Genomic DNA, 20,565 nt, shown 5'->3' with positions numbered 1-20,565 from the left:
GGACGTGAGGGCGTCGTAGAACGCCAGGCGTTCGATCTCCTGGGCTGCGCGCTTGCGGTCGGTGATGTCGCGGGCCACGCCGAGCAGGCCCGTGGTGTTGCCGGCCAGGTCGCGGATGGGCGTGAGGATGGTCTCGAACCGGCCCTCGTAGCCGTCGTCGGCAAACACCAGCGTGTCCTCGATGACCAGCGGCTGCCAGGCCTGCAGGGCCTGCCGGTCGTGGCGACTGAAGTGCGCGGCGGCGGCAGGCAGCAGCAGGTCGGCGTCGGTGCGGCCCAGAATCTCGCGCTCGCTGCGCCCCATGAAGCGCTCGAACACCGGGTTGCAGGCCTGGTACACGCCCTGGGTGTTTTTCAGGAACACCATGTCCGGCATGGCCTTGAGCAGGCTGCTGAGCAGGGCTTTTTGCTGCAAGGCCTCGGCCTGTGCGTTCTTGAGTGCGGTCAGGTCATAGGCAAACAGCACGATGGAGCCGATGGAGCCATCGGCGGTGCGCTCGGGCACCAGGGTGGTGTGGCGAAAGCGCACCTCGCCATCGGGCCGGTCGATGCGGTTTTCAAACACCACCGTTTCGCCGCGGATGGCGCGCTCGAAATACGGTGCCATACGTTCCATGAGCGCCGGGGCGATGACCTCGGGCACGCGCTTTCCGATGATCTGATCGACTTCGGTATCCACCCACTGGGCCTGGGTCTGGTTGACGTAGAGGATCTCCAGGCCCAGCCCCAGCCGCGCCACGGCACCAGGCAGGTGGCGCAGCACGCCGGCCAGCTGGGTTTCGTAGGCACGGGCGGCGGCCTCGGCGCGAATCTGGCCGGTGATGTCGGTCAGCAGGCCGTCCCAGATCACCCTGTCCTCACCCAGCCTGCGCGGCGTGGCTGACAATCGGATCCAGCGCAACTCGCCGTCGGTGCGGTGGATGCGAAACTGCGTTTCCACCGTCTCCAGCGTGTGGTAGGAATGGTCCACCGACGCCTTGTAGGCAGGGAAGTCTTCCGGGTCGATCAGTCGGTAGAAGGCGCCAAAATCGGCCAGCAACTGCGCTGCCGTGAGCCCCGTCAAGCGCTCGATGCCCTCGCCCATGTAGGCAAAGTGGCGTCGCGCATCAGGCTCGCGCACGCTCTGGAACAGCACGCTGCCGGGCAGGTTGCGCCCCAGGGAATGCAAGCGGGCTTCGGCCTCGTGCAGACGTGCCTGCAGTTCGGCAATGGATTCGGGGTCGGTATGGGGGCCGGACATGGAGGTGCAGGGTACTCAAAGGCAAAACTGGGGCCGACCTTGGCTGACTATCTGCCAGGGCACCACTGTAACGCGCCACAACGGTGCGACCATCGGCGGGAACCCTATCTTGCATACAACCTGCGCCAAGTCCAGCGACCAGCGCCGCCTACAATCGCGCCATGCGCGCCGTTCACACCCTGATGCTGCTGGCCTTGGCCAGCGCCCCCGCCCTTGCTCAAAATACCAGTCAAAATGCCAATCAAGGCAATACAGACGGACGCGAGCAGCTATCAAAACAAGAGCAACCCGCCAACCGCCTGAACCAGCGCACCGAGCGCATCCGCGTGGAAGACGGTGGCAGCCGCATCGACGAGCTGCGCGTGGGCGGGCAGACACAGAGCATCACCGTGCAGCCCAAGGTGGGCACCTTGCCCGAATACGAGGTGCAGTCCTCCGACGGCGTGCGCAACCGTCCGCGCAACGGCGCCGAGTCCACCACCGGCGCACGCGTGTGGAACGTGATGAAGTTCTGACCCCCCGCGCCCCAGGCCGTGCGCGCAGGGCGCGCATCCAGGCCCCGCCCGCATTCCCGCCAGTTTCCTGATTTTTCTCCCCACCGATGGCCGTATTCACCCAAGTCTCCGAAGCCGAGGCAGGCAAACTCCTGAAAGCGCTCCAACTGGGCTCGCTGCACGCCCTGCGCGGCATCGAGGGCGGCATCGAGAACACCAACTACTTCGTCACCTGTGACGCGGGCGAGTTCGTGCTCACGCTGTTCGAGCGCCTGACCGCCGAGCAACTGCCGTTTTACCTGCACCTGATGAAGCACCTGGCGCACAAGGGCATCCCCGTGCCCGACCCGCGCGCCAACGCGGCAGGCGACATCCTGCACACCGTGTGCGGCAAGCCCGCCGCCGTGGTCAACCGCCTGGCGGGCCGCAGCCAACTCGCCCCCCAGGCTGTGCACTGCGCCGCCGTGGGCGACATGCTGGCACGCATGCACCTGGCCGGGCGCGACTACGAACGCCAGCAGCCCAACCTGCGTGGCCTGCCCTGGTGGAACGAAACCGTACCCGTGGTACTGCCGCACATCGACGCGGAAGCAGCGGCACTGCTGCGCGCCGAGCTGGCCTACCAGAACCATGTGGCCGCCGGCAGCAGCTACGCCGCGCTGCCACGCGGCCCGGTGCACGCCGACCTGTTCCGCGACAACGTGATGTTCGAGGGCGAACAGCTCACGGGCTTCTTCGACTTCTACTTTGCCGGTGTGGACACTTGGCTGTTCGACCTGGCGGTGTGCCTGAACGACTGGTGCATCGACCTGCCGACGGGCCACCACGACGCGCCGCGTGCCCGCGCCCTGCTGGACGCCTACCAGGCCGTGCGCCCCCTGACAGCCGCCGAGCGCGAGCTGCTGCCCGCCATGGCGCGCGCTGGGGCGCTGCGTTTCTGGATCTCGCGCCTGTGGGACTTCTACCTGCCGCGCGAAGCCGCCATGCTCACACCGCACGACCCCACGCACTTTGAACGCGTACTGCGCGAACGGGTACAGCACCCCGTCACACTGACCCCAGCCTGAACGCTTTACCATCCCCGCATGAAATTGCGCATTGTTCCCGCCCGCACCGGCCTGGACTGGGTCAAGGGCGGCATCTTCGTCTTCAGGCGCCAGCCGCTGGCCATGGCGGCGCTGTTCTTCATGTCGATGGCGGCCATGTCCCTGCTGTCGCTGTTTCCGCTCATCGGCCCGGCGCTCGCGCTGGCGCTGCTGCCCTCGGTCACGCTGGCCATGATGGTGGCCTCGGCCGAAGCCATGCAGGGGCGCTTTCCCACGCCCGACGTGCTGCTGGTGGCCTTTCGCACCGGCAAGGAGCGGTTGCGCCACATGCTGCAACTGGGCGCGCTGTACGCCGTGGGGTTTTTGCTGGTGATCGGTCTGTCGGCCCTTGTCGATGGGGGCCAGTTCGCCCTGGTGTACCTGGGCCGCGCCGAGCTGACCGAGGACATCGTGCAAAGCAGCAGCTTCCAGGCGGCCATGTGGCTGTCCATGGTGCTGTACCTGCCCCTGTCGCTGCTGTTCTGGCATGCGCCAGGGCTGGTGCACTGGCACGGGGTGCCACCCGTCAAGAGCCTGTTCTTCAGCCTGGTGGCCTGCGTGCGCAATATGGGCGCTTTCGTGGTCTATGGGCTGGGTTGGCTGGGGGTGTTTGCCCTCGGCGGCCTGGTCACCAGCCTGCTGGCGGGTTTGCTGGGTGGCTCGCTGGGCGCGATCAGTGGCATCATGGTGGGGCTGGCGATGGTCATGGCCACCATGTTGTTTGGCTCCATCGTCTTCACGTTCCGAGACTGCTTCGAGCCCCCTGGGCGCAGCGCAGAAAGGCCTGACGATGAAGAACGCCCCGCACCCCCTCGCCCGCCCGGCGGGCCTGCCGAGCACGACTGACCCCGCAGCGCCCCGCCACGGACGCGCGCCGCTCCTACCCTACCTGCCCACCAACCTGCGCCGCCGCCTGCTGCAGGCCGCGCTGGCCGGGCCCGCGCTGCCCTGGTGGCATGGCGCCTGGGCGCAGGCCAGCGCCAGCCGCGTGGTGGAACTCCGCGGCGATGTGCGGCGCAACGGGCAAGCACTCACCGCCCAGGGCAGCGTGGCGGCGGGCGACCGCATCGACACTGGCCCAGGCGCCAGCGCCGTGTTCACCGTGGGCGACAGTGCCTACCTGGTGCGTGAGAACACCCGCCTGGAATTGCAGGGCGAGACCCCGCTGACCGTGCGCGTGCTGCGCCTGCTCAGCGGTGCCGTGGCCAGCGTGTGGAGCAAGGGCGCAGACCGGCAGCTCGTCACGCCCACGCTGACCGCTGGCATCCGCGGCACAGGCGTGTATGCCGAGGTGTGGGCGCAGCAGGACTTTCGCAGCTACTTCTGCAACTGCTACGGCAGCGTGGACCTGAATGCCGGTGGCGAGCAATTGCGCAGTGAGTCGGAGTACCACCAGTCCTTCTGGGCCGAAGCGCATCCGAAGGAGGGACGGCGGCTCCTCCCTGCCGAAGCCATCAACCACACCGACGAGGAAATGGAAATGCTGGCGGCCCTGGTCCAGCAACGCACGGCCTGGCAAATCACGGGCCGCAAGGGCAGCAGGGACGGCAGCGGCAAGCAAAGCCCCTATGGTGGCTACAGGACGCCCCAAACGCGCACCCCACCAGCACCACAACCGGCGCCCGAGCCCCACTACAGCCCCAATTGACAACGCCCTTGCAGGCCACAGCCTGCAAGGGCGCAAGAAGCGTGCAACGCACCTGCACACCGGCAGGTGCGACACGCTGTCAGCCGCGATCAGCTACCCACACGGCCGCCGTCGTTCTTGGTGATGACGATGGTGGCCGAGCGCGGACGCTTGCCCGCGCCGTAGCCTGCATTGGCGGGCCACTGGCTGGTGTACTTGGCCGGGTCGCCAATGTCGGCCATCTTGGTGCCTTCGCCGGGGTGCTGGATGTTGACGAACAGCGCCTTGCCGTCGGGCGTTTCGGCAATGCCGGTGATCTCGCAGTCCTTGGGGCCGACCAGGAAGCGCTTGAGCGTATCGGCCGTAGGCGCCTTGCCCACGTAGGTGTCCACCGCCAGGGTGCTGCCATCTGCCTTGGTGTAGTTCAGCGTCTTCTTGGCGCCGTCGCCCACCTTGCCGGGCAGGGCCGCCAGCATCATGCAGTTGGTCACATCGGTGTAGGCGCCGTCGTCGGTCTGCACCCACAGGATGCCCGTGGCGCGGCTGAAGGCCAGGCCGTCGGGGCTGGAGAAGTCCTGGTCGCCCGTCAGGCTGGAAAGGTTGACCTTGGAGCCATCGGCATCGGCCTGGGCGCCAAAGGCGTACACGTCCCAGGTGAAGCTGGTGGCGGCGGAGCCGGCGGCGCCTTCCTTCATGCGCACGATGTGGCCGTTGGGATTGCCCTTTTGCGCGCTGGTGCCCTTCATGTCGGTGTAGGCACGCGGGTTGGCGGCGTCGGGGGCCAACTGGCTGCTGCCGCTCGGGTCCACGCTGCGGTTGCTGTTGTTGGTCAGCGTGTAGTAGATCTCGCCATTGGCGGGGTTGACCGAGCACCACTCGGGGCGGTCCATCTTGGTGGCACCCACGGCGTCGGCGGCCAGGCGGGCATTCACGCACACGTCGGCCTGGTCGGCGAAGGCATAGCCTGCATAGCCCTTGATCTGGGCGTTGTTGATGTTCAGTTCCACCCACTCGCCCGTGCCGTCGGCCTTGAAGCGGGCCACGTAGAGCTTGCCGGAGTCCAGGTACTTGTCGCCCACGGCCAGGGCGTCGGCGGCAGTGGCGTCGGCAGCGCTCCAGGCGGCAGCGCTGACCCACTTGTAGATGTACTCGTTGCGCGCATCGTCACCCATGTACACGGCCAGCGGCTGGCCTGCCACGGCGTTGCCAAAGGCGGCGCTCTCGTGCGCAAAGCGGCCCAGGCCGGTGCGCTTCTTGGCCTTGCGGGCCTTGTTGTAGGGGTCGATCTCGACGATGAAGCCCTGGGCGTTCATCTCGTTGCGGTAGTCGTCGCTGCCGTCGGCGGAGGCGCCGGTCTTGCTGTTGTTCCAGCGCAGGTACTTGTCGTCGGCGCCGCCCGTCTCCCAGCCATGGCGCGATGCGGCCCCCTGCGGGCGACCGTAACGCTTGAGCGCGGTGACGCTCTTGTCGTTGCCGCGCGCGGCATCGTCGGTGGCGCTGCGGAAGAAGTAGCCGTTCCAGTTCTCCTCGCCCGTCAGCAGCGTGCCCCAGGGCGTCTTGCCGGTGCCGCAGTTGTTGAGCGTGCCGCGCGTGCGCGTGCCGTCGGTGGAATACTTGGTGACCATCAGCGCATTGCCGCGTGCGGGGCCAGACAGGTCGATGTCCGTCAGTGTGGTGATGCGGAAGTTGAAGGCCGAGTCCTGCACATAGGCCCATTTGCCTGCGGTCTTGCGCATTTCCACCACCGACACGCCGTGGATGGCCAGCTCCTTGTCCACCTCCGACGCGGGGCGCGGCAGCGTGCTGGTGCCGCCGTTGGCGTGCAGGAAGAAGGACGAGAGCTTCTCGTCGGTCGTCGCCTCGTGGTTCATGCCCAGCAGGCCACGGTCCACGGAGCTGTCGTTGCGCTTGCCGTCGGCGCCCAGGCCGAACCACTCCATGCCGTCGTGGTGGTCTCCGGCGCGCTTGTCGTAGTCGGTGTCGGTACCGTCGTTCTTGTACCCGGCCACACCAGCCTGCAGCGGATCACCCAGCGCATACACCACGCTGGCGGTGTAGCCCGCAGGAATCACCAGCTTGTCGGCCAGGCTCTTGCCCACGGCCGTGAAGCCCAACAGCTTCTCTGCGGGGACCACGGGGTCGTCGCTGCCTCCGCAGGCGCTCAGGCTGAAGGCGCCCAGCACGGCCGTGCCCGCCGTGGCCACGCCACCGCGCAGCAAGCCACGTCGCGACAGGCGTGCGCCCAGCACCGAGTCAAACGTGGGGTTGGCAGAGGTGTTGGAGTTCTCTTCGTCAAAGTCGTAGGCTTGCGTGGGTTCGCCGCGGTGGGTCATGGATCGTCCTCAGAGGGGTTGGTTGACAAACCCGCAGAGCGTAGGTAACGACCATGACGGCGCCATGAAGCAAGCGTGACGTATCCATGACAGCGCGCAGCGCCAGGCGATCAGGCCGTGGCGCCAGCGGCTAATCCACCACCGTGAGCTTGGCCACCGACAGCGCCAGCCACTTGGTGCCGTGGCGTGCAAAGGCGACCTGGGCACGGGCGTCGTCGCCCTGGCCTTCGATGGCCAGCACCTTGCCTTCGCCAAACTTGGTGTGAAACACGGCCAGGCCCACGCGCAGGCCGTGCGCCGGGGGCGCTTTCTGTACCGGTACGGGGGGGCTGGCAAAGGTTTCGGTTTTGAAGCCAAATTGGCCTCTAGCGCCCGTGGAATAAGCGTTATCAGCTCCTGTTTTAGGAGCAAAAGAACCAAAGCCCTGTTGCTTGGGCGTGATCCACTTGAGGCATTCCTCGGGCAGTTCGTCGAAGAAGCGGCTGCGCACGTTGTAGCGCGTCTGGCCATGCAGCAGCCGGGTTTGCGAGTGGCTGAGGTACAGGCGTTTGCGGGCGCGGGTGATGGCCACGTACATCAGGCGGCGCTCTTCTTCGAGGCCGTCGCGGTCTGAGGCGGCGTTGTCGTGCGGGAACAGGCCTTCTTCCAGCCCACCGATGAACACCGCGTCAAACTCCAGGCCCTTGCTGGCGTGCACGGTCATGAGCTGCACGGCGTCCTGCCCGGCCTGGGCCTGGTTGTCGCCCGCCTCCAGCGCGGCGTGCGTGAGGAAGGCCACCAGGGGCGAAAGGGTTTCGCCGGTGTCGGCGTCGATGATGCCGCCGGAGCCGGTGGGCTTGAGCGGCTCGTCCAGCACCGGCGCATTCGGGTCCAGCCCCTGGCTGGCCGGGCTTTGTGTGAGCGGCTGGCCGTGCTCGTCCAGCGGCAGGGCCACGGCATCGCGGCCAAAGCCTTCCTGCGTGACGAAGCTCTCGGCAGCGTTGACGAGTTCCTCCAGGTTCTCGATGCGGTCCTGGCCTTCGCGGTCGGTACGGAAGTGCGCGATCAGGCCACTGGATTCGAGCATCTGCTCGATGATGCTGCGCAGCGACAGGCCCTGGGTCTGTTCACGCAGCACGTCGATCAGCGCGACAAAGGCCTTGAAGTTGGTGCCCGCCTTGCCGGGCACGGCGCTCACGGCGTCGTGCAGCGAGCAGCCCGAGGCACGGGCCGCGTCCTGCAGCACCTCGATGCTGCGCGCGCCAATGCCGCGCGGCGGAAAGTTGACCACGCGCAGAAAGCTGGTGTCGTCGTTGGGGTTCTCCAGCAGGCGCAGGTAGGCCAGCGCGTGCTTGATTTCGGCGCGCTCAAAGAAGCGCAGGCCGCCGTACACGCGGTAGGGCACGGCGGCGTTGAAGAGGGCCGATTCGATGACCCGGCTTTGCGCGTTGCTGCGGTAGAGCACGGCAATCTCCTTGCGCTCCAGGCCGTCGCTCTTCACCAGTTGCCGGATCTCATCGACCATCCACTGCGCCTCGGCCAGGTCGGTGCTGGCCTCGTACACGCGCACGGGCTCGCCCGCGCCCTGCGTGGTGCGCAGGCTCTTGCCCAGGCGGCGGCAGTTGTGGCTGATGAGCTGGTTGGCCGAGTCGAGGATGTTGCTGTAGCTGCGGTAGTTCTGCTCCAGCTTGATCTGGTGCTGCACATCGAACTCGCGCACAAAGTCGGCCATGTTGCCCACGCGCGCACCGCGAAAGGCGTAAATGCTCTGGTCGTCATCGCCCACGGCCATGACGCTGGCGTGCGTGTGCAGCTGGCCATCGACCACGTCGCCCGCCATCTGCTTGAGCCACAGGTACTGCAGGCGGTTGGTGTCCTGGAACTCATCGACCAGGATGTGGCGAAAGCGCCGCTGGTAGTGCGCGCGCAGGGGGTCGTTGCCCTGCAGCAGCTCGTAGCTGCGCAGCATCAGCTCGCCGAAATCGACCACGCCTTCGCGCTGGCATTGGGCCTCGTACAGCTCGTACAGCTCGACCTTCTTGCGGCTGTCGCTGTCGTGCGCGGGCACGTCGCGCGGGCGCAGGCCTTCTTCCTTGCAGTTGGCGATGAAGTACTGCAGTTGCTTGGGTGGAAAACGCTCCTCATCCACGTTGAACTGCTTGCACAGGCGCTTGATGGCCGAGAGCTGGTCCTGCGTGTCCAGGATCTGGAAGGCCTGCGGAAGGCCCGCCGCCTGGTGGTGCGCGCGCAGCAGGCGGTTGCACAGGCCGTGGAAGGTGCCGATCCACATGCCGCGCACGTTGACCGGCAGCATGGCTGTGAGGCGGGCCACCATTTCCTTGGCCGCCTTGTTGGTGAAGGTGACAGCCAGCAGGCCACCGGGCGTGGCCTGGCCGGTCGAGAGCAGCCAGGCAATGCGCGTGGTGAGCACGCGCGTCTTTCCCGAGCCGGCCCCCGCCAGGATGAGCGCATGGCCCGCGGGCAAGGTGACGGCGGCCAGCTGTTCGGGGTTCAGGTGGGCCAGCAGGGGCTGGCTGGCAGCGGTGCCGCCAGGGTCTGCGCCAGCAGCGGTGTGCGCCGTGCGCGAAAACAGGTCTTGTGGGAACATCCGGCCATTGTAGAAAGGGCCTCTTCCATGCCTGCCTGGCTCTCCCATGCCCTGCCCGTGGGGTGGGCGCTATGCGCGCTGCCCCTGGCCGCGCAAACGCTGTGTTCCAGCACCGGGGCAACGCCCCCGCTGGCCTTGTTCGAGCGCTTCACCCGCGCCGATTGCCTGGCCTGCTGGCAGGACGCCACAACACCCGCGCCAGGGGCCAGCGCCCTGGTGCTGGACTGGATTGTTCCCGGCGCCCTGGGTGACGAAGCCCCCATGGCCGCCGCCGCAGTACCCGAGGCGCTGGACCGGTTGCAAATCCTGCAGCGGCCGCTGCCCCCGGAGCGCGACATACACACGGCGCCCATCGAGCCCTGGGCCGGGCTGCGGCTGCGTGTGGGCCGGGGCCCCGAAGTGAATGGCTATGTGGGTGCGACCCTGTCGCTGGAGTCCCGCTCCGCAGTGCAAGGCCCCTGGAGCTACCACCTGCTGCTGGTGCAGGCCGTGGCACAGGGCACCGAGGGATCCCCCATGCCACGCCATGTGGTGCGCAACGCCGTCCAGGGGCGCTGGACTGCGGACAACGCCCTGCCCACCTCCAGGCGCCCGCACTGGATCGAAGTGCGCCCCATGCGCCTGCCCGAAGGCGCCGACCCCGCCCTGTTCTACACCGTGGGCTGGGTGCAGGACCGCAGCGGCCGGATGGTGGTTGCCGCACGGTCGGTATGCCATTGAGTGCATCCGAACGCCGGGGCGGGTAGAATCAGTCACCGGGCCCAAGTTTCTTGTCGCCCGGTTTTTTGTGCCCGCGCACAGCGGGGTTCGGTGCAGGCTGCCACGCCTGTACCCGCACGACCGGTCTGCAAGCCAAGCGCCCCACGCCGCCCAAAATCCTTTGGCGGCGACCTTTTCAAAGGAGCTTGGAACCTCATGGAAATCTTCGACTACGACAACATCCTGCTGCTGCCGCGCAAGTGCCGCGTGGAGAGCCGCTCGGAATGCGACGCCAGTGTGCAATTCGGCCCGCGCCGCTTTCGGCTGCCGGTGGTGCCCGCCAACATGAAGACGGTGGTGGACGAGCGCATCTGCGCCTGGATGGCCGCCAACGACTACTTCTACGTGATGCACCGGTTCGATCTGGACAACGTGCAGTTTGTGCGCGACATGCACGCCCAGGGCTGCTATGCGTCGATCTCGCTGGGCGTGAAGGCACCCGACTACGCCACCGTGGACCGCCTCAAGGCCGAAGGTCTGGTGCCCGAATACATCACCATCGACATCGCCCACGGCCACGCCGACAGCGTCAAGGCCATGATCGGCTACCTCAAGCAGCACCTGCCGGCGTCGTTTGTGATTGCAGGCAACGTGGCCACGCCCGAGGCCGTGATCGACCTGGAGAACTGGGGCGCCGACGCCACCAAGGTGGGCGTGGGCCCGGGCAAGGTGTGCATCACCAAGCTCAAGACGGGCTTTGGCACCGGCGGCTGGCAACTCAGCGCGCTCAAGTGGTGCGCGCGCGTGGCCACCAAGCCCATCGTGGCCGACGGCGGCATCCGCAGCCATGGCGATATTGCCAAGAGCATCCGCTTTGGCGCCACCATGGTGATGATCGGCTCGCTGTTTGCAGGGCACGAGGAATCGCCCGGCAAGACCGTGGAAGTGGATGGCGAGCTGTTCAAGGAGTACTACGGCTCGGCCAGCGACTTCAACAAGGGCGAGTACAAGCATGTGGAAGGCAAGCGCATTCTGGAGCCGATCAAGGGCAAGCTCGCCAGCACGCTGATCGAGATGGAGCAGGACGTGCAAAGCTCCATCAGCTATGCCGGCGGCACCAAGCTCATGGACATCCGCAAGGTGAACTACGTGATCCTGGGCGGTGACAACGCGGGTGAACACCTGCTGATGTAAGCCCCGCTTTACACGGCATCAGACCCGTCAGCCTGTTGACAGGCAACTGACACCAGGTGACAGCGCCAGCTCAGCACTCCGCTGTATCCTCGAATCACCTCAAGGAGAAGCAATGAAAGTCGCTGTGTTGGGTATTGGGCTCATGGGCTACCGCATGACACAACGCCTGCTGGAAGCGGGGCACGAAGTCCATGTCTGGAACCGCACGCATGAGCGCGCCCTGCCGCTGGCAGACCTGGGGGCCACGGTCCACGCCAGCGCACCGCAGGCCGCCGCAGCCGCCGAATGCGTGATCACCATGCTGGAAAACGGCCCCGTGGTCGGCGAGGTGCTGTTCGACCTGGGCACGGCGCAGGCCATGGCAGCGGGCACGCTGGTGATCGACATGTCCTCCATCCGCCCCTCCGAGGCCCGCGACCATGCGGCCCGCCTGGGGGAGCGCGGTGTGGCGCATCTGGATGCGCCCGTTTCCGGCGGCACCGTGGGTGCAGAACAAGGTACGCTGGCCATCATGGCCGGAGGCCGCCTGCAAGACTACCAGCGCGCGCTGCCGCTGTTTTCCGCCCTGGGCCGCCCCACGCATGTGGGCCCACACGGTGCCGGGCAAATGGCCAAGCTGGCCAACCAGATGATCGTGGGCATCACCATCGGTGCCGTGGCCGAGGCCTTGCTGTTTGCCGCCAAGGGCGGCGCCGACATGGCCAAGGTGCGCGAAGCCATCCAGGGCGGATTTGCCGACAGCCGCATCCTGCAATTGCACGGCCAGCGCATGGTGGAGCGCGACTTCACCCCTCACGGACGTCTGAGCGTACAACTCAAGGACATGCGCAACGCCCTGGCCACCGCCCAGGAAATTGGCTTTGATGCGCCCATCACACAGTTGTTTGAAGCCCTCTACGCCGCAGGAGACGAGCACGGCCTGGGGGGGCTTGACCACAGCGGCCTGTTCGTGGAATTGGCCAGTCGCAACGCAATGCAATAAACAAAGCGTACTTTCTTTCACACCACCAAAAAATAGTGCATAATTGCGTTCTTCGTTGATTACGGCGAAACGCAGTGGGTTCTTAGCTCAGTTGGTAGAGCAGCGGACTCTTAATCCGTAGGTCGAGTGTTCGAGTCACTCAGGACCCACCACTCATTCAAGGGCTTGGCTTGCGCCAAGCCCTTTTGCATTGGGCCTTTGAACGACAATGCAACATTCGAAGTCCCCCGCTGGTCAGCACAACTCGATCCCATGAACCCCCAAGCCGATCAACTCTGGCGCGCCCCACGTTGGGCCCTGGCGATACTGCTGGCCGTGCTGGGCATGCTGGGGCCGTTTTCCATTGACACCTACCTGCCCGCCTTCACGGGCATTGCGCAGGCGTTGCAGGCCAGCCCGGTGCAGATGCAACAGACGCTCTCGGCGTATCTGTTCGGGTTTGCCTTCATGAATCTGTTCCACGGAGCACTGTCCGACAGCTTTGGGCGCAGGCCCGTGATTCTGTGGGGCATTGCCATGTTCACCGTGGCTTCCGCAGGCTGCGCGATGTCGCAGAGCATCGGACAGTTGGTGTTCTTCCGGGCACTGCAGGGTTTTTCCACAGGAGCGGGGATTGTCGTGTCGCGCGCGGTGATCCGGGACATGTTTCCGCCCTCACAGGCGCAGAAGGTCATGAGCCAGGTGACCATCTACTTTGGCGTGGCGCCAGCCGTGGCACCCATTGTGGGGGGGTGGCTTTACGTGCATGCGGGCTGGCACAGCATCTTCTGGTTCCTGACCGGTGTGGGCGTGCTGTTGTGGGTGGCCAATGCACGGCTGCTGCCCGAAACACTGCATGCAGACCACCGCCAGTCCTTCCATATCCGGCATTTGATGCAAGGGTATTGGCAGCTTGGCTCCAGCCCACGCTTTCTGTTGCTGGCGCTGGCCAGCGGGGTGCCGTTCAATGGCATGTTCCTGTACGTGCTGGCAGCACCAGCATTTCTGGGTACACACCTGGCACTTGCGCCCACGCAGTTCTTCTGGTTCTTTGTGCTCACCATCTCGGGCATCATGGCCGGGGCCTGGCTCAGCGGGCGCCTGGCCGGACGGATTGCACCCCAGCGGCAGATTCGCATGGGCTTTGTGGTGATGCTGGTGGTGTCGGTGCTGAACCTGCTGGCCAACCTGCTTCTGGTACCCCATGTGTCGTGGGCACTGATTCCGATTGCCGTGTTCGCCTTTGGCTGGGCACTGATGGTGCCCGTGGTCACGTTGCTGGTGCTGGACCTGCACCCCGAGCGGCGCGGGATGGCTTCTTCGCTTCAGGCCTGCATCGGTTCCGCTGCCAATGGGTTGGTGGCCGGGGTGGTCGTGCCGCTGGTGATGCACTCAACCCGGCTGCTGGCAGCGACTTCCCTGGCCATGATGGCCGTGGGCCTGGTGGCCTGGGTGCTGCTGCGCAGACGTTGGCCCGACACGGGCCAGCACATCACCGCGCATTGAGGCCGCGGCTCAGTTGATGGGTACCGGGCGGCGCCGGTTCAGCGCGTGCTCCTGGTAGAAGCGTTTCTTCTCCTGGTACATGCCCTGATCGGCGCGCTGCAAGGCTTCGTCGAGTTGATCGCCCGCATGGCAGGTGGCACGGCCCATGGCTAGGCTGAGAGGCTGGCCAGGATAGAACTGGTTGTTCATTTCCACCATTTGTTCGATGCGCTCCTGCGCCGCCACGGCGCCGCGCTCATCCACACCGCCCAGCAACACGATGAATTCATCCCCTCCCACACGAGCGGCGCAGTGGGCGGAGTCCACCGCCTTGGCCAGCACCTCGCCCGCGCGCCGCAGCATGGCATCGCCCACTGCATGGCCTTGCTCATCATTGATGATCTTGAGGCCGTTGAGGTCAATGGCAATGACGCTCAGCGGCCAGGGCCCCTTGCGCCGGAAACGGTTGAGCTCTTCCACATAGAACGCCCGGTTGCGCAACTGCGTGAGCACGTCGTGCTTGCCCAGGTATTCCAGGTAGGCCTCGGCCTGTTTGCGCGCCGTGATGTCCACCAAGGACAACAGCACCAAGCCCCAGTCGCCCTCGTGCCCCGCCATCACGGCAAACTGCATGTGGATGTACACCGTATCGCCCGACAGGGCGTAATTGATCACCTCGCGCTGCTGCACCAGCTTGCCGTCCCACAGGTCCTGCAACTGCTCGGCAAAGGAGTCGTGCATCTCACCACGGAACACGCGTGAGATCTGATTGAGCAATTCGGCCTTGCTCTGGGCACCGAACATCTGCAGCGTCTGCTGGTTCACGTCGATGACACGGATCTCCTTCATGCAGCGGGTAACGAATTCCGGATGCACCTTGATGAAGGTCTTGAAGTCGCGGATGCCCTGATGGCGCACCTCATCCATGAGGCGCTTGATGACACTGAAGTCCTCCACCCACAGCGACACAGGGGAATGCTCGAACAAACCGCGCGCATAGCGCTCGCTGCGCTGCAACTGGCCGGCCGCCTGGACCTGGGGCGTGACGTCTTCCAGCGACACCAGTACGCGGCTCCAGGTGTCTTCATGCCCCGGCAATATGCGGCCGCGAATGCGCACATCCAGCCTGCGGCGGTCCAGAGCGTAGTTCACGGTTTGGTTGGAAAACTCCAGCACCCCCGACCACAGCAATTCCAGCTCGTGTACAACCTGTTCATGCATGTCATCGCGGAACACCTGAGCCAGGTTGCTCAGAAGCTCTTCCTGGCTGTGCGCGGCAAACAGCTCCAGCGTGCGCTGATTGACGCGCAGCACCCGCAGGCTGGCGGTGCATTGGCGCAGCCGGTCCGGGTCTGCCGCGAGATGCTCCCTCAAATCCGTCACGCCTTGCGCGCGCCAGACATCGAACAACTGGCGCAGCGCGCTGTAGTCCTCCAGCCAGAGCGACACCGGCGCCAGCGCAAACATGTGTTCGAAATCGGCGCTCGACGAAACAGATGGAACCACGGTCATTGCCCTCCTGGGAGCTATTGTGCTGTGAGTCCAGGATAAGGGCGGTGCCCAGATGCAAAAAGACCCCGCGAGGAGGTCTTTTTGTACGGGGGAACCCTAAAGATCAGGGGCGTGCCGAGCGCTTGCGCGGTTCGTAGGGCGCAAAGGGTTTGCCTGCACCACCGGCCTTGGCATGGGCCGGGCGCTGCGGCGCAAACCCATCGGCGCGGCGGGGAGCCGGGCCACTGCGTTGCTGCAGATCACCAAAGCCGGGCTTGCGGCCATAGCCTTCGCCGTCACGGCGGGGCGCAGGGCCACCACGGCCATGGCGTGCGTCACGCTCATCACGGCCGCCAAAGCCACCTTGGGGGGCTGCACGTCGGTCGCCATAAGCATTGCCACGGCTGGGCGCGTTGCCAAAGCGGCGCTCGCCGCGACCACCACGGCCGGCAAAATCACCACCCTGGGGGGGGCGCTGCACAGGCTCCAGGCCCGGCACCACAGCGGTCTTGAGGCGCTGCCGGCTGTAGCCTTCGATGTCGAAGATCTTGCGACGGTCACGGAACTCGGCAAAGGTCACGGCCAGACCGTCACGGCCTGCACGGCCGGTGCGACCGATGCGGTGGGTGTAGTCCTCGGCCTTCATGGGCAGGCCGAAATTGAACACGTGGGTAATGGTGGGCACATCAATGCCGCGTGCGGCCACGTCGGTAGCCACCAGAATTTGCACCTGCCCGTTGCGCAGCGCCATCAGGCGGCGGTTGCGCAGGCCTTGGCTCAAGGCACCATGCAGTGCCACCGCCGAAAAGCCCGCTTGCTGCAGGTCGGCAGCCAGTTCGTCGCATTCGATCTGCGTGCTGGCAAACACGATGGCCTGGTTGATGGTCGTGTCGCGCAGCCAATGGTCGAGCAAACGGCGCTTGTGCTGAGGATTGTCGGCCCAGTAGAGCACCTGCTGGATGTTGGCGTGCTTTTCCTGGGGCGTGTCGATCTGCACCTTCTGCACGTTGCTGCCGCCGTCGTGCATCACGCGCATGGCGAGTTGCTGGATGCGCGGCGCAAAGGTGGCGCTGAACATCATGGTCTGCTTGCGTGCACTGGTCAGGTGGTTGATCTCGGCCAGATCGTCCGAGAAGCCCAGGTCCAGCATACGGTCGGCCTCGTCCACCACAAGGAACTGCACCTTGTCGAGCTGGATCTGCTGCGAGCGCTGCAGATCGAGCAGGCGCCCCGGCGTGGCCACCACGAGGTCGGCATTCTGCAGCTTGGCGATCTGCAACTGGTAAGGCATGCCGCCCACCACGTTGGCAATACGCAGGCCCTTGCAATGCTTGACCAGGTCAATAGCATCGTGCGCCACCTGCTGGGCGAGTTCACGCGTGGGGCACAGCACCAGTGCACCGGGAACGGCGGGCTGGAAGTTGCGCGGGTGTGTGGGGTTCTTGCGGCGGGCGCGCTTTGGGGGCGCTTCGCCGCGCGCAGCTGCCTCGGCGGCCAGGCGGTCGAATTCAGCACGCGCCTGGGCGTCGGCCTGGGCCTTCTGGTCGAGCAAGGTGTGCAGCACGGGCAGCAGGAACGCAGCCGTCTTGCCGCTGCCGGTCTGGCTGGAAACCATCAGGTCAATGTAGCGCCCGCCCTGGGCCTGTGCGCCCATGGCCAGCGGAACAGCCTTGCGCTGCACGGCGGTGGGCTGGGTATAGCCCAGGTCGGCCACGGCCTGCACCAGTTCGGGGGCCAGGCCCAGTTCAATGAAGCCGTTGGGTTCGGCGCTCACGCCCTGTGCCAGATCGGCGGTATCGGGGGTGGCAATGTCGGAAACAATGGAATCGGCAGGCGCAAAGTCGCCCAGCCCTTGGAGGGAGTCGGTCATGGTTTTCTCACACGAAAACGCCGCAGGCGCTTTCCTGCGGTGGCTTCGTTTGATGGTTACAAAACATCATCCATCAAACGAAACCTGGGGCCGCAGCGGTCGGCCCAGGCGGGCATTGTTTGCAAGGCGCCAGGCTATGGTTTGCGCTGGCGTGCAGGGCCCGGTGTGTGAAGGGAGATGCACAATTTGCCGCACTCAATGTGTGGCAAGCCTGCGATTATTGCACGAACTGGGGTTTTCCCGCAAGTAGTGGGTTATTCGTGTCCAGGCACCGCCAGAAAATGCTTGCGGTAGTGCACCAGTTCCTCAATGGATTCATGCACATCGGCCAACGCCGTGTGCTTCTGCGCCTTCTTGAAGCTGCTGTAGACATCGGGTTTCCAGCGCCTGGCCAGCTCCTTGAGGGTGCTGACATCCACGTTGCGGTAGTGAAAGAAGGCTTCCAGCTTGGGCATGTAGCGCGCCAGAAAACGGCGATCCTGCCCAATGCTGTTGCCACACAGCGGCACCTTGGCCTTGGGCACGTACTGCGCGAGGAAGGCAATGAGCTGTCTCTCGGCCTCTGCCTCGGTCAGCGTGGAGGCCTTGACCTTGTCGATCAGGCCGCTTCTGCCGTGCGTGCCTTTGTTCCAGGCGTCCATCTTGCCCAGCAGCTCGTCGGACTGGTGGATGACCAGCACCGGCCCTTCGATGCGCACATCCAGATGCGGACTGGTGACGACGACGGCGATCTCCAGGATGCGTTCGACTTCGGGGTTCAGGCCGGTCATTTCGCAGTCGAGCCAGACGAGGTTCTGGTCCGATTTGGCCAGCACGGGAGCAGCAGGGGCAAGGGTTTCAGACATGGGCGCGATTGTCGCCGATGGCCTACACTCGCGCCTCATGCCTGCAGACGCCCCCGTTTCTCTCTCTCCTTCGCTGGCCCTGACGCTGGCCTTTGTCGCGGCGCTGGTGGCCGGGCTGCTGCTCAAGCTGTGGCTGCAGTCGCGCCAGATCCGCCACGTCATGCGCCACCGCCATGCGGTGCCCGAAATCTTTGCCCAGCACGTGCCGCTGGCCGCACACCAGAAGGCCGCCGATTACACCGTGGCCAAGGCCCGCCTGGGCCTGGTGGAAATGGCGCTGGGCTCCGCCGTGCTGCTGGGCTGGACGTTGCTGGGCGGCCTGGACACCCTGCACCAGGCGCTGCTCGCCTGGCTGGGCGGCGGCATGGTGCAGCAACTGGCGCTGCTGGCGGCATTTGCCCTCATCAACGGCGTGATCGACCTGCCCCTGACGCTTTACCAGACCTTTGTGCTGGAGCAGCGCTATGGCTTCAACCAGATGACCTTGCGCCTGTGGTTGGCCGACCTGGCCAAGTCGCTGCTGCTGGGTGCGCTGATCGGGCTGCCGATCGCTGCGGCGGTGCTGTGGCTCATGGGCAGCGCGGGCGGCCTGTGGTGGCTGTGGGCCTGGGGCCTGTGGATGGGGTTCAACCTGCTGCTGATGGTGGTGTACCCCGTCTTCATTGCCCCGCTGTTCAACAAGTTTGAGCCACTGGCGGACGCGTCGCTCACGGCCCGCGTCACCGCACTGATGCAGCGCTGCGGCTTCCAGGCCAAGGGCCTGTTCGTGATGGATGGCAGCCGCCGCAGCGCCCATGCCAACGCTTACTTCACCGGGTTGGGCAGCGCCAAACGCGTGGTGTTTTTCGACACCCTGCTCAAGCAGCTCTCGCCCGCCGAGGTGGAAGCCGTACTGGCGCACGAGCTGGGGCACTTCCACCACCGCCACATCGTGCAACGCATGGTGATGATGTTTGTCCTGAGCCTGGCAGGCTTTGCGCTGCTGGGCTGGCTGTCGGCACAGCCCTGGTTCTACGCAGGCCTGGGTGTGCGCCCCAGCCTGGGGCTGCTGGTGCCCGGCGCTCCCAGCGCACCGCACGACGCGCTGGCGCTGCTGCTGTTCATGTTGGTGGTACCGGTGTTCACGGTGTTCCTCTCGCCCTTGTTTGCACAGCTCTCGCGCCGCCACGAGTTCCAGGCCGACGCCTACGCCATGGCGCAGGCCAGCGGCGCGGATCTGGCCTCGGCCCTGCTCAAGCTGTACGAGGACAATGCCTCCACGCTCACGCCCGACCCGCTGTTCGTGAAATTCCACTACTCGCACCCCCCCGCCAGCGAGCGGCTGGCGCGCATGCCCTCCCCCACTACCGCATGACATCCATGTTGAAGCAAAAAGACTGGTCCACGCAGGCGCGACGCGCGCTGACAGCTCCTGAATTGGTAGCAAAACTCGCTCAGATGGATGGCTGGCAACTGCATGGCGACGGTGCCGATGTGGCCATCACCAAAACCTTCCGGTTCGACGACTACCACGAGACCATGGCCTTTGTGAACGCAGTGGCCTTCATCGCCCACACGCAGGACCACCACCCCGACCTGTCCGTGCACTACAACCGTTGCGTGGTGCGCTTCAACACCCACGACGTGGGCGGCATCTCCGACACCGACATCGACTGCGCCCAGCGCGTGGATGCGCTGCTGACTGCCTGAAGGCCGCAGCGCCATGGCCACGCACAACGCACAACAAGAAGGCCTGGTGGTCGCCACCCATGGCCGCCACTGCGTGGTGGAAACCGGCGATGGTCAGCAACGCATCTGCCACCCGCGCGGCAAAAAAAGCCAGGCCGTGGTGGGCGACCGCGTGCGCTGGCAGGGAGCGGCACCGGGCCAGGGCGAGGAAGGCACCATCGAGAAGGTGCTGGAGCGGCGCAATCTGTTCTACCGCCAGGACGAGATCCGCACCAAGTCGTTTGCGGCCAACATCGACCAGGTGCTGATCCTGATCGCCGCCGAGCCGGTGTTTTCCGAAAGCCAGCTCGCACGCGCCCTCATTGCCGCCGAGGCCGCCCACATCCAGCCGCTGATTGCACTGAACAAGCGCGACCTCACCGAACCCTTCGCCCGCGCCTGGGAACGCCTGGCCCCCTACCGCCGCATGGGCGGCGCCCACCCCTATGAGGTGCTGGCACTGGGCCTGGCCCAGGCCGATGCCGCAGACCGCGCTACGCTGCAGCGCTGCCTGCAGGGCAAGGCCACTCTGGTGCTGGGGCCCTCGGGTTCGGGCAAGAGCACGCTGATCAACCTGCTGGTGCCCGGCGCGCAGGTGCAGACCGGGGAGATCTCCCAAGCACTCAATTCCGGCAAGCACACCACCACGGCCACGCGCTGGTACTGGGTGGACCGCACCAACGGCACGGCACTGATCGACTCGCCGGGTTTCCAGGAATTCGGCCTGCACCACATTGCGCCCACGCAACTGGCGGCCTGCATGCCCGACATTGCCGCCCACGCCAGCGACTGCCGCTTCTACAACTGCACGCATCTGCACGAGCCGGGCTGCGGGGTGATTTTTGCGGTCGAAAATGCCGAAAACGCCGACGGAATAAGCGCGAACCGCTACAAAATCTATAGCGACCTGTTTGCCGAACTATCACAGACGCGGTACTGACCCCAGCG

At 65.6% G+C, this 20,565-nt stretch carries 17 protein-coding genes and 1 tRNA gene; 12 read left to right on the top strand and 6 right to left on the bottom strand.

The genetic code is table 11. From position 1 onward, the window contains the following. The coding region (locus tag MJ602_RS12410; RefSeq protein WP_243021079.1) for a PAS domain-containing protein at positions 1–1,239 on the bottom strand (1,239 nt) is incomplete at its 3' end. 161 nt (positions 1,240–1,400) lie between these two features. Here MJ602_RS12410 and MJ602_RS12405 point away from each other — a divergent pair. The 4 genes from MJ602_RS12405 to MJ602_RS12390 all read left to right on the top strand — a co-directional run bounded on the left by MJ602_RS12405 (position 1,401) and on the right by MJ602_RS12390 (position 4,466). Further along, on the top strand, positions 1,401–1,754 hold the full coding sequence (locus MJ602_RS12405; RefSeq protein ID WP_162016830.1) for a hypothetical protein: 354 nt from the start codon (positions 1,401–1,403) through the stop codon (positions 1,752–1,754). A gap of 86 nt (positions 1,755–1,840) precedes the next feature. After that, positions 1,841–2,800, top strand: a complete 960-nt coding sequence (locus MJ602_RS12400; protein WP_243021078.1) for a homoserine kinase — start codon at positions 1,841–1,843, stop codon at positions 2,798–2,800. A gap of 18 nt (positions 2,801–2,818) precedes the next feature. Beyond that, positions 2,819–3,664: a BPSS1780 family membrane protein gene (locus tag MJ602_RS12395; protein ID WP_243021077.1), complete on the top strand. Its 846-nt coding sequence runs from the start codon at positions 2,819–2,821 to the stop codon at positions 3,662–3,664. Further along, positions 3,609–4,466, top strand: coding sequence for a FecR family protein (locus MJ602_RS12390; RefSeq protein WP_243021076.1), 858 nt, complete (start codon positions 3,609–3,611; stop codon positions 4,464–4,466). Before MJ602_RS12395 ends, MJ602_RS12390 begins: the two co-directional genes overlap by 56 nt. An 89-nt stretch (positions 4,467–4,555) precedes the next feature. On the opposite strand, the gene MJ602_RS12385 is transcribed toward MJ602_RS12390, so the two are convergent. Further along, the gene (locus MJ602_RS12385; RefSeq protein WP_243021075.1) at positions 4,556–6,778 is read right to left on the bottom strand and encodes a PhoX family protein; all 2,223 of its coding nucleotides are present in this window, start codon (positions 6,776–6,778) and stop codon (positions 4,556–4,558) included. Between the two features lie 130 nt (positions 6,779–6,908). Then, complete coding sequence (locus tag MJ602_RS12380; protein ID WP_243021074.1) at positions 6,909–9,365, bottom strand: UvrD-helicase domain-containing protein; 2,457 nt, start codon at positions 9,363–9,365, stop codon at positions 6,909–6,911. Positions 9,366–9,392: 27 nt separating this feature from the next. Here MJ602_RS12380 and MJ602_RS12375 point away from each other — a divergent pair, with 27 nt between their 5' ends. The 5 genes from MJ602_RS12375 (at position 9,393) to MJ602_RS12355 (ending at position 13,725) form a co-directional block, all read left to right on the top strand. Beyond that, positions 9,393–10,085 (top strand): hypothetical protein, encoded by a 693-nt coding sequence (locus tag MJ602_RS12375; protein WP_243021073.1) that lies wholly within the window; start codon positions 9,393–9,395, stop codon positions 10,083–10,085. 195 nt (positions 10,086–10,280) lie between these two features. Beyond that, positions 10,281–11,258 (top strand): GMP reductase, encoded by a 978-nt coding sequence (locus MJ602_RS12370; protein ID WP_162016836.1) that lies wholly within the window; start codon positions 10,281–10,283, stop codon positions 11,256–11,258. Positions 11,259–11,370: 112 nt separating this feature from the next. Beyond that, positions 11,371–12,240 carry an NAD(P)-dependent oxidoreductase gene (locus MJ602_RS12365; RefSeq protein WP_162016837.1) on the top strand — a complete coding sequence of 290 codons (870 nt, stop codon included), beginning with the start codon at positions 11,371–11,373 and terminating at the stop codon, positions 12,238–12,240. Between the two features lie 76 nt (positions 12,241–12,316). Next, a tRNA-Lys gene (locus MJ602_RS12360) sits at positions 12,317–12,392 on the top strand. 100 nt (positions 12,393–12,492) lie between these two features. Further along, positions 12,493–13,725: a multidrug effflux MFS transporter gene (locus MJ602_RS12355; RefSeq protein ID WP_243021072.1), complete on the top strand. Its 1,233-nt coding sequence runs from the start codon at positions 12,493–12,495 to the stop codon at positions 13,723–13,725. 9 nt (positions 13,726–13,734) lie between these two features. Here the strand turns inward: MJ602_RS12355 and MJ602_RS12350 are convergent, their stop codons facing one another. The 3 genes from MJ602_RS12350 to orn all read right to left on the bottom strand — a co-directional run bounded on the left by MJ602_RS12350 (position 13,735) and on the right by orn (position 17,910). Beyond that, on the bottom strand, positions 13,735–15,216 hold the full coding sequence (locus tag MJ602_RS12350) for a sensor domain-containing diguanylate cyclase (protein WP_279236202.1): 1,482 nt from the start codon (positions 15,214–15,216) through the stop codon (positions 13,735–13,737). A gap of 103 nt (positions 15,217–15,319) precedes the next feature. Beyond that, positions 15,320–17,065, bottom strand: coding sequence for a DEAD/DEAH box helicase (locus tag MJ602_RS12345; RefSeq protein ID WP_243021071.1), 1,746 nt, complete (start codon positions 17,063–17,065; stop codon positions 15,320–15,322). Between the two features lie 254 nt (positions 17,066–17,319). Beyond that, the gene (gene orn, locus MJ602_RS12340) at positions 17,320–17,910 is read right to left on the bottom strand and encodes an oligoribonuclease (protein WP_243021070.1); all 591 of its coding nucleotides are present in this window, start codon (positions 17,908–17,910) and stop codon (positions 17,320–17,322) included. 37 nt (positions 17,911–17,947) lie between these two features. Here orn and MJ602_RS12335 point away from each other — a divergent pair, with 37 nt between their 5' ends. Genes MJ602_RS12335 through rsgA form a run of 3 tightly spaced genes read left to right on the top strand, consistent with a single transcriptional unit; the run spans position 17,948 to position 20,557 of the window. Beyond that, the gene (locus tag MJ602_RS12335) at positions 17,948–19,264 is read left to right on the top strand and encodes a M48 family metallopeptidase (protein ID WP_242455369.1); all 1,317 of its coding nucleotides are present in this window, start codon (positions 17,948–17,950) and stop codon (positions 19,262–19,264) included. Further along, on the top strand, positions 19,261–19,599 hold the full coding sequence (locus MJ602_RS12330; protein WP_162016842.1) for a 4a-hydroxytetrahydrobiopterin dehydratase: 339 nt from the start codon (positions 19,261–19,263) through the stop codon (positions 19,597–19,599). Before MJ602_RS12335 ends, MJ602_RS12330 begins: the two co-directional genes overlap by 4 nt. Before the next feature lie 13 nt (positions 19,600–19,612). Beyond that, complete coding sequence (gene rsgA / locus MJ602_RS12325) at positions 19,613–20,557, top strand: ribosome small subunit-dependent GTPase A (RefSeq protein ID WP_243021069.1); 945 nt, start codon at positions 19,613–19,615, stop codon at positions 20,555–20,557. The last annotated feature ends 8 nt before the right edge of the window (positions 20,558–20,565 follow it).

The organism is Simplicispira sedimenti (assembly GCF_022760965.1).
Taxonomy (GTDB): domain Bacteria; phylum Pseudomonadota; class Gammaproteobacteria; order Burkholderiales; family Burkholderiaceae_C; genus Simplicispira; species Simplicispira sedimenti.
Note: the sequence above shows the minus strand (reverse complement) of the source record. Positions and strands in the feature narration are given on the sequence as shown.

Coding starts and splice junctions, on each gene's coding strand:
- MJ602_RS12385 (WP_243021075.1), bottom strand. CDS start 6,778: ATGACCCACCGCGGCGAACCCACGCAAGCCTACGACTTTGACGAAGAG.
- MJ602_RS12330 (WP_162016842.1), top strand. CDS start 19,261: ATGACATCCATGTTGAAGCAAAAAGACTGGTCCACGCAGGCGCGACGC.
- MJ602_RS12350 (WP_279236202.1), bottom strand. CDS start 15,216: ATGACCGTGGTTCCATCTGTTTCGTCGAGCGCCGATTTCGAACACATG.
- orn (WP_243021070.1), bottom strand. CDS start 17,910: ATGTCTGAAACCCTTGCCCCTGCTGCTCCCGTGCTGGCCAAATCGGAC.
- MJ602_RS12375 (WP_243021073.1), top strand. CDS start 9,393: ATGCCTGCCTGGCTCTCCCATGCCCTGCCCGTGGGGTGGGCGCTATGC.
- MJ602_RS12390 (WP_243021076.1), top strand. CDS start 3,609: ATGAAGAACGCCCCGCACCCCCTCGCCCGCCCGGCGGGCCTGCCGAGC.
- MJ602_RS12400 (WP_243021078.1), top strand. CDS start 1,841: ATGGCCGTATTCACCCAAGTCTCCGAAGCCGAGGCAGGCAAACTCCTG.
- MJ602_RS12380 (WP_243021074.1), bottom strand. CDS start 9,365: ATGTTCCCACAAGACCTGTTTTCGCGCACGGCGCACACCGCTGCTGGC.
- MJ602_RS12395 (WP_243021077.1), top strand. CDS start 2,819: ATGAAATTGCGCATTGTTCCCGCCCGCACCGGCCTGGACTGGGTCAAG.
- MJ602_RS12335 (WP_242455369.1), top strand. CDS start 17,948: ATGCCTGCAGACGCCCCCGTTTCTCTCTCTCCTTCGCTGGCCCTGACG.
- MJ602_RS12345 (WP_243021071.1), bottom strand. CDS start 17,065: ATGACCGACTCCCTCCAAGGGCTGGGCGACTTTGCGCCTGCCGATTCC.
- MJ602_RS12365 (WP_162016837.1), top strand. CDS start 11,371: ATGAAAGTCGCTGTGTTGGGTATTGGGCTCATGGGCTACCGCATGACA.
- MJ602_RS12355 (WP_243021072.1), top strand. CDS start 12,493: ATGAACCCCCAAGCCGATCAACTCTGGCGCGCCCCACGTTGGGCCCTG.
- MJ602_RS12405 (WP_162016830.1), top strand. CDS start 1,401: ATGCGCGCCGTTCACACCCTGATGCTGCTGGCCTTGGCCAGCGCCCCC.
- rsgA (WP_243021069.1), top strand. CDS start 19,613: ATGGCCACGCACAACGCACAACAAGAAGGCCTGGTGGTCGCCACCCAT.
- MJ602_RS12370 (WP_162016836.1), top strand. CDS start 10,281: ATGGAAATCTTCGACTACGACAACATCCTGCTGCTGCCGCGCAAGTGC.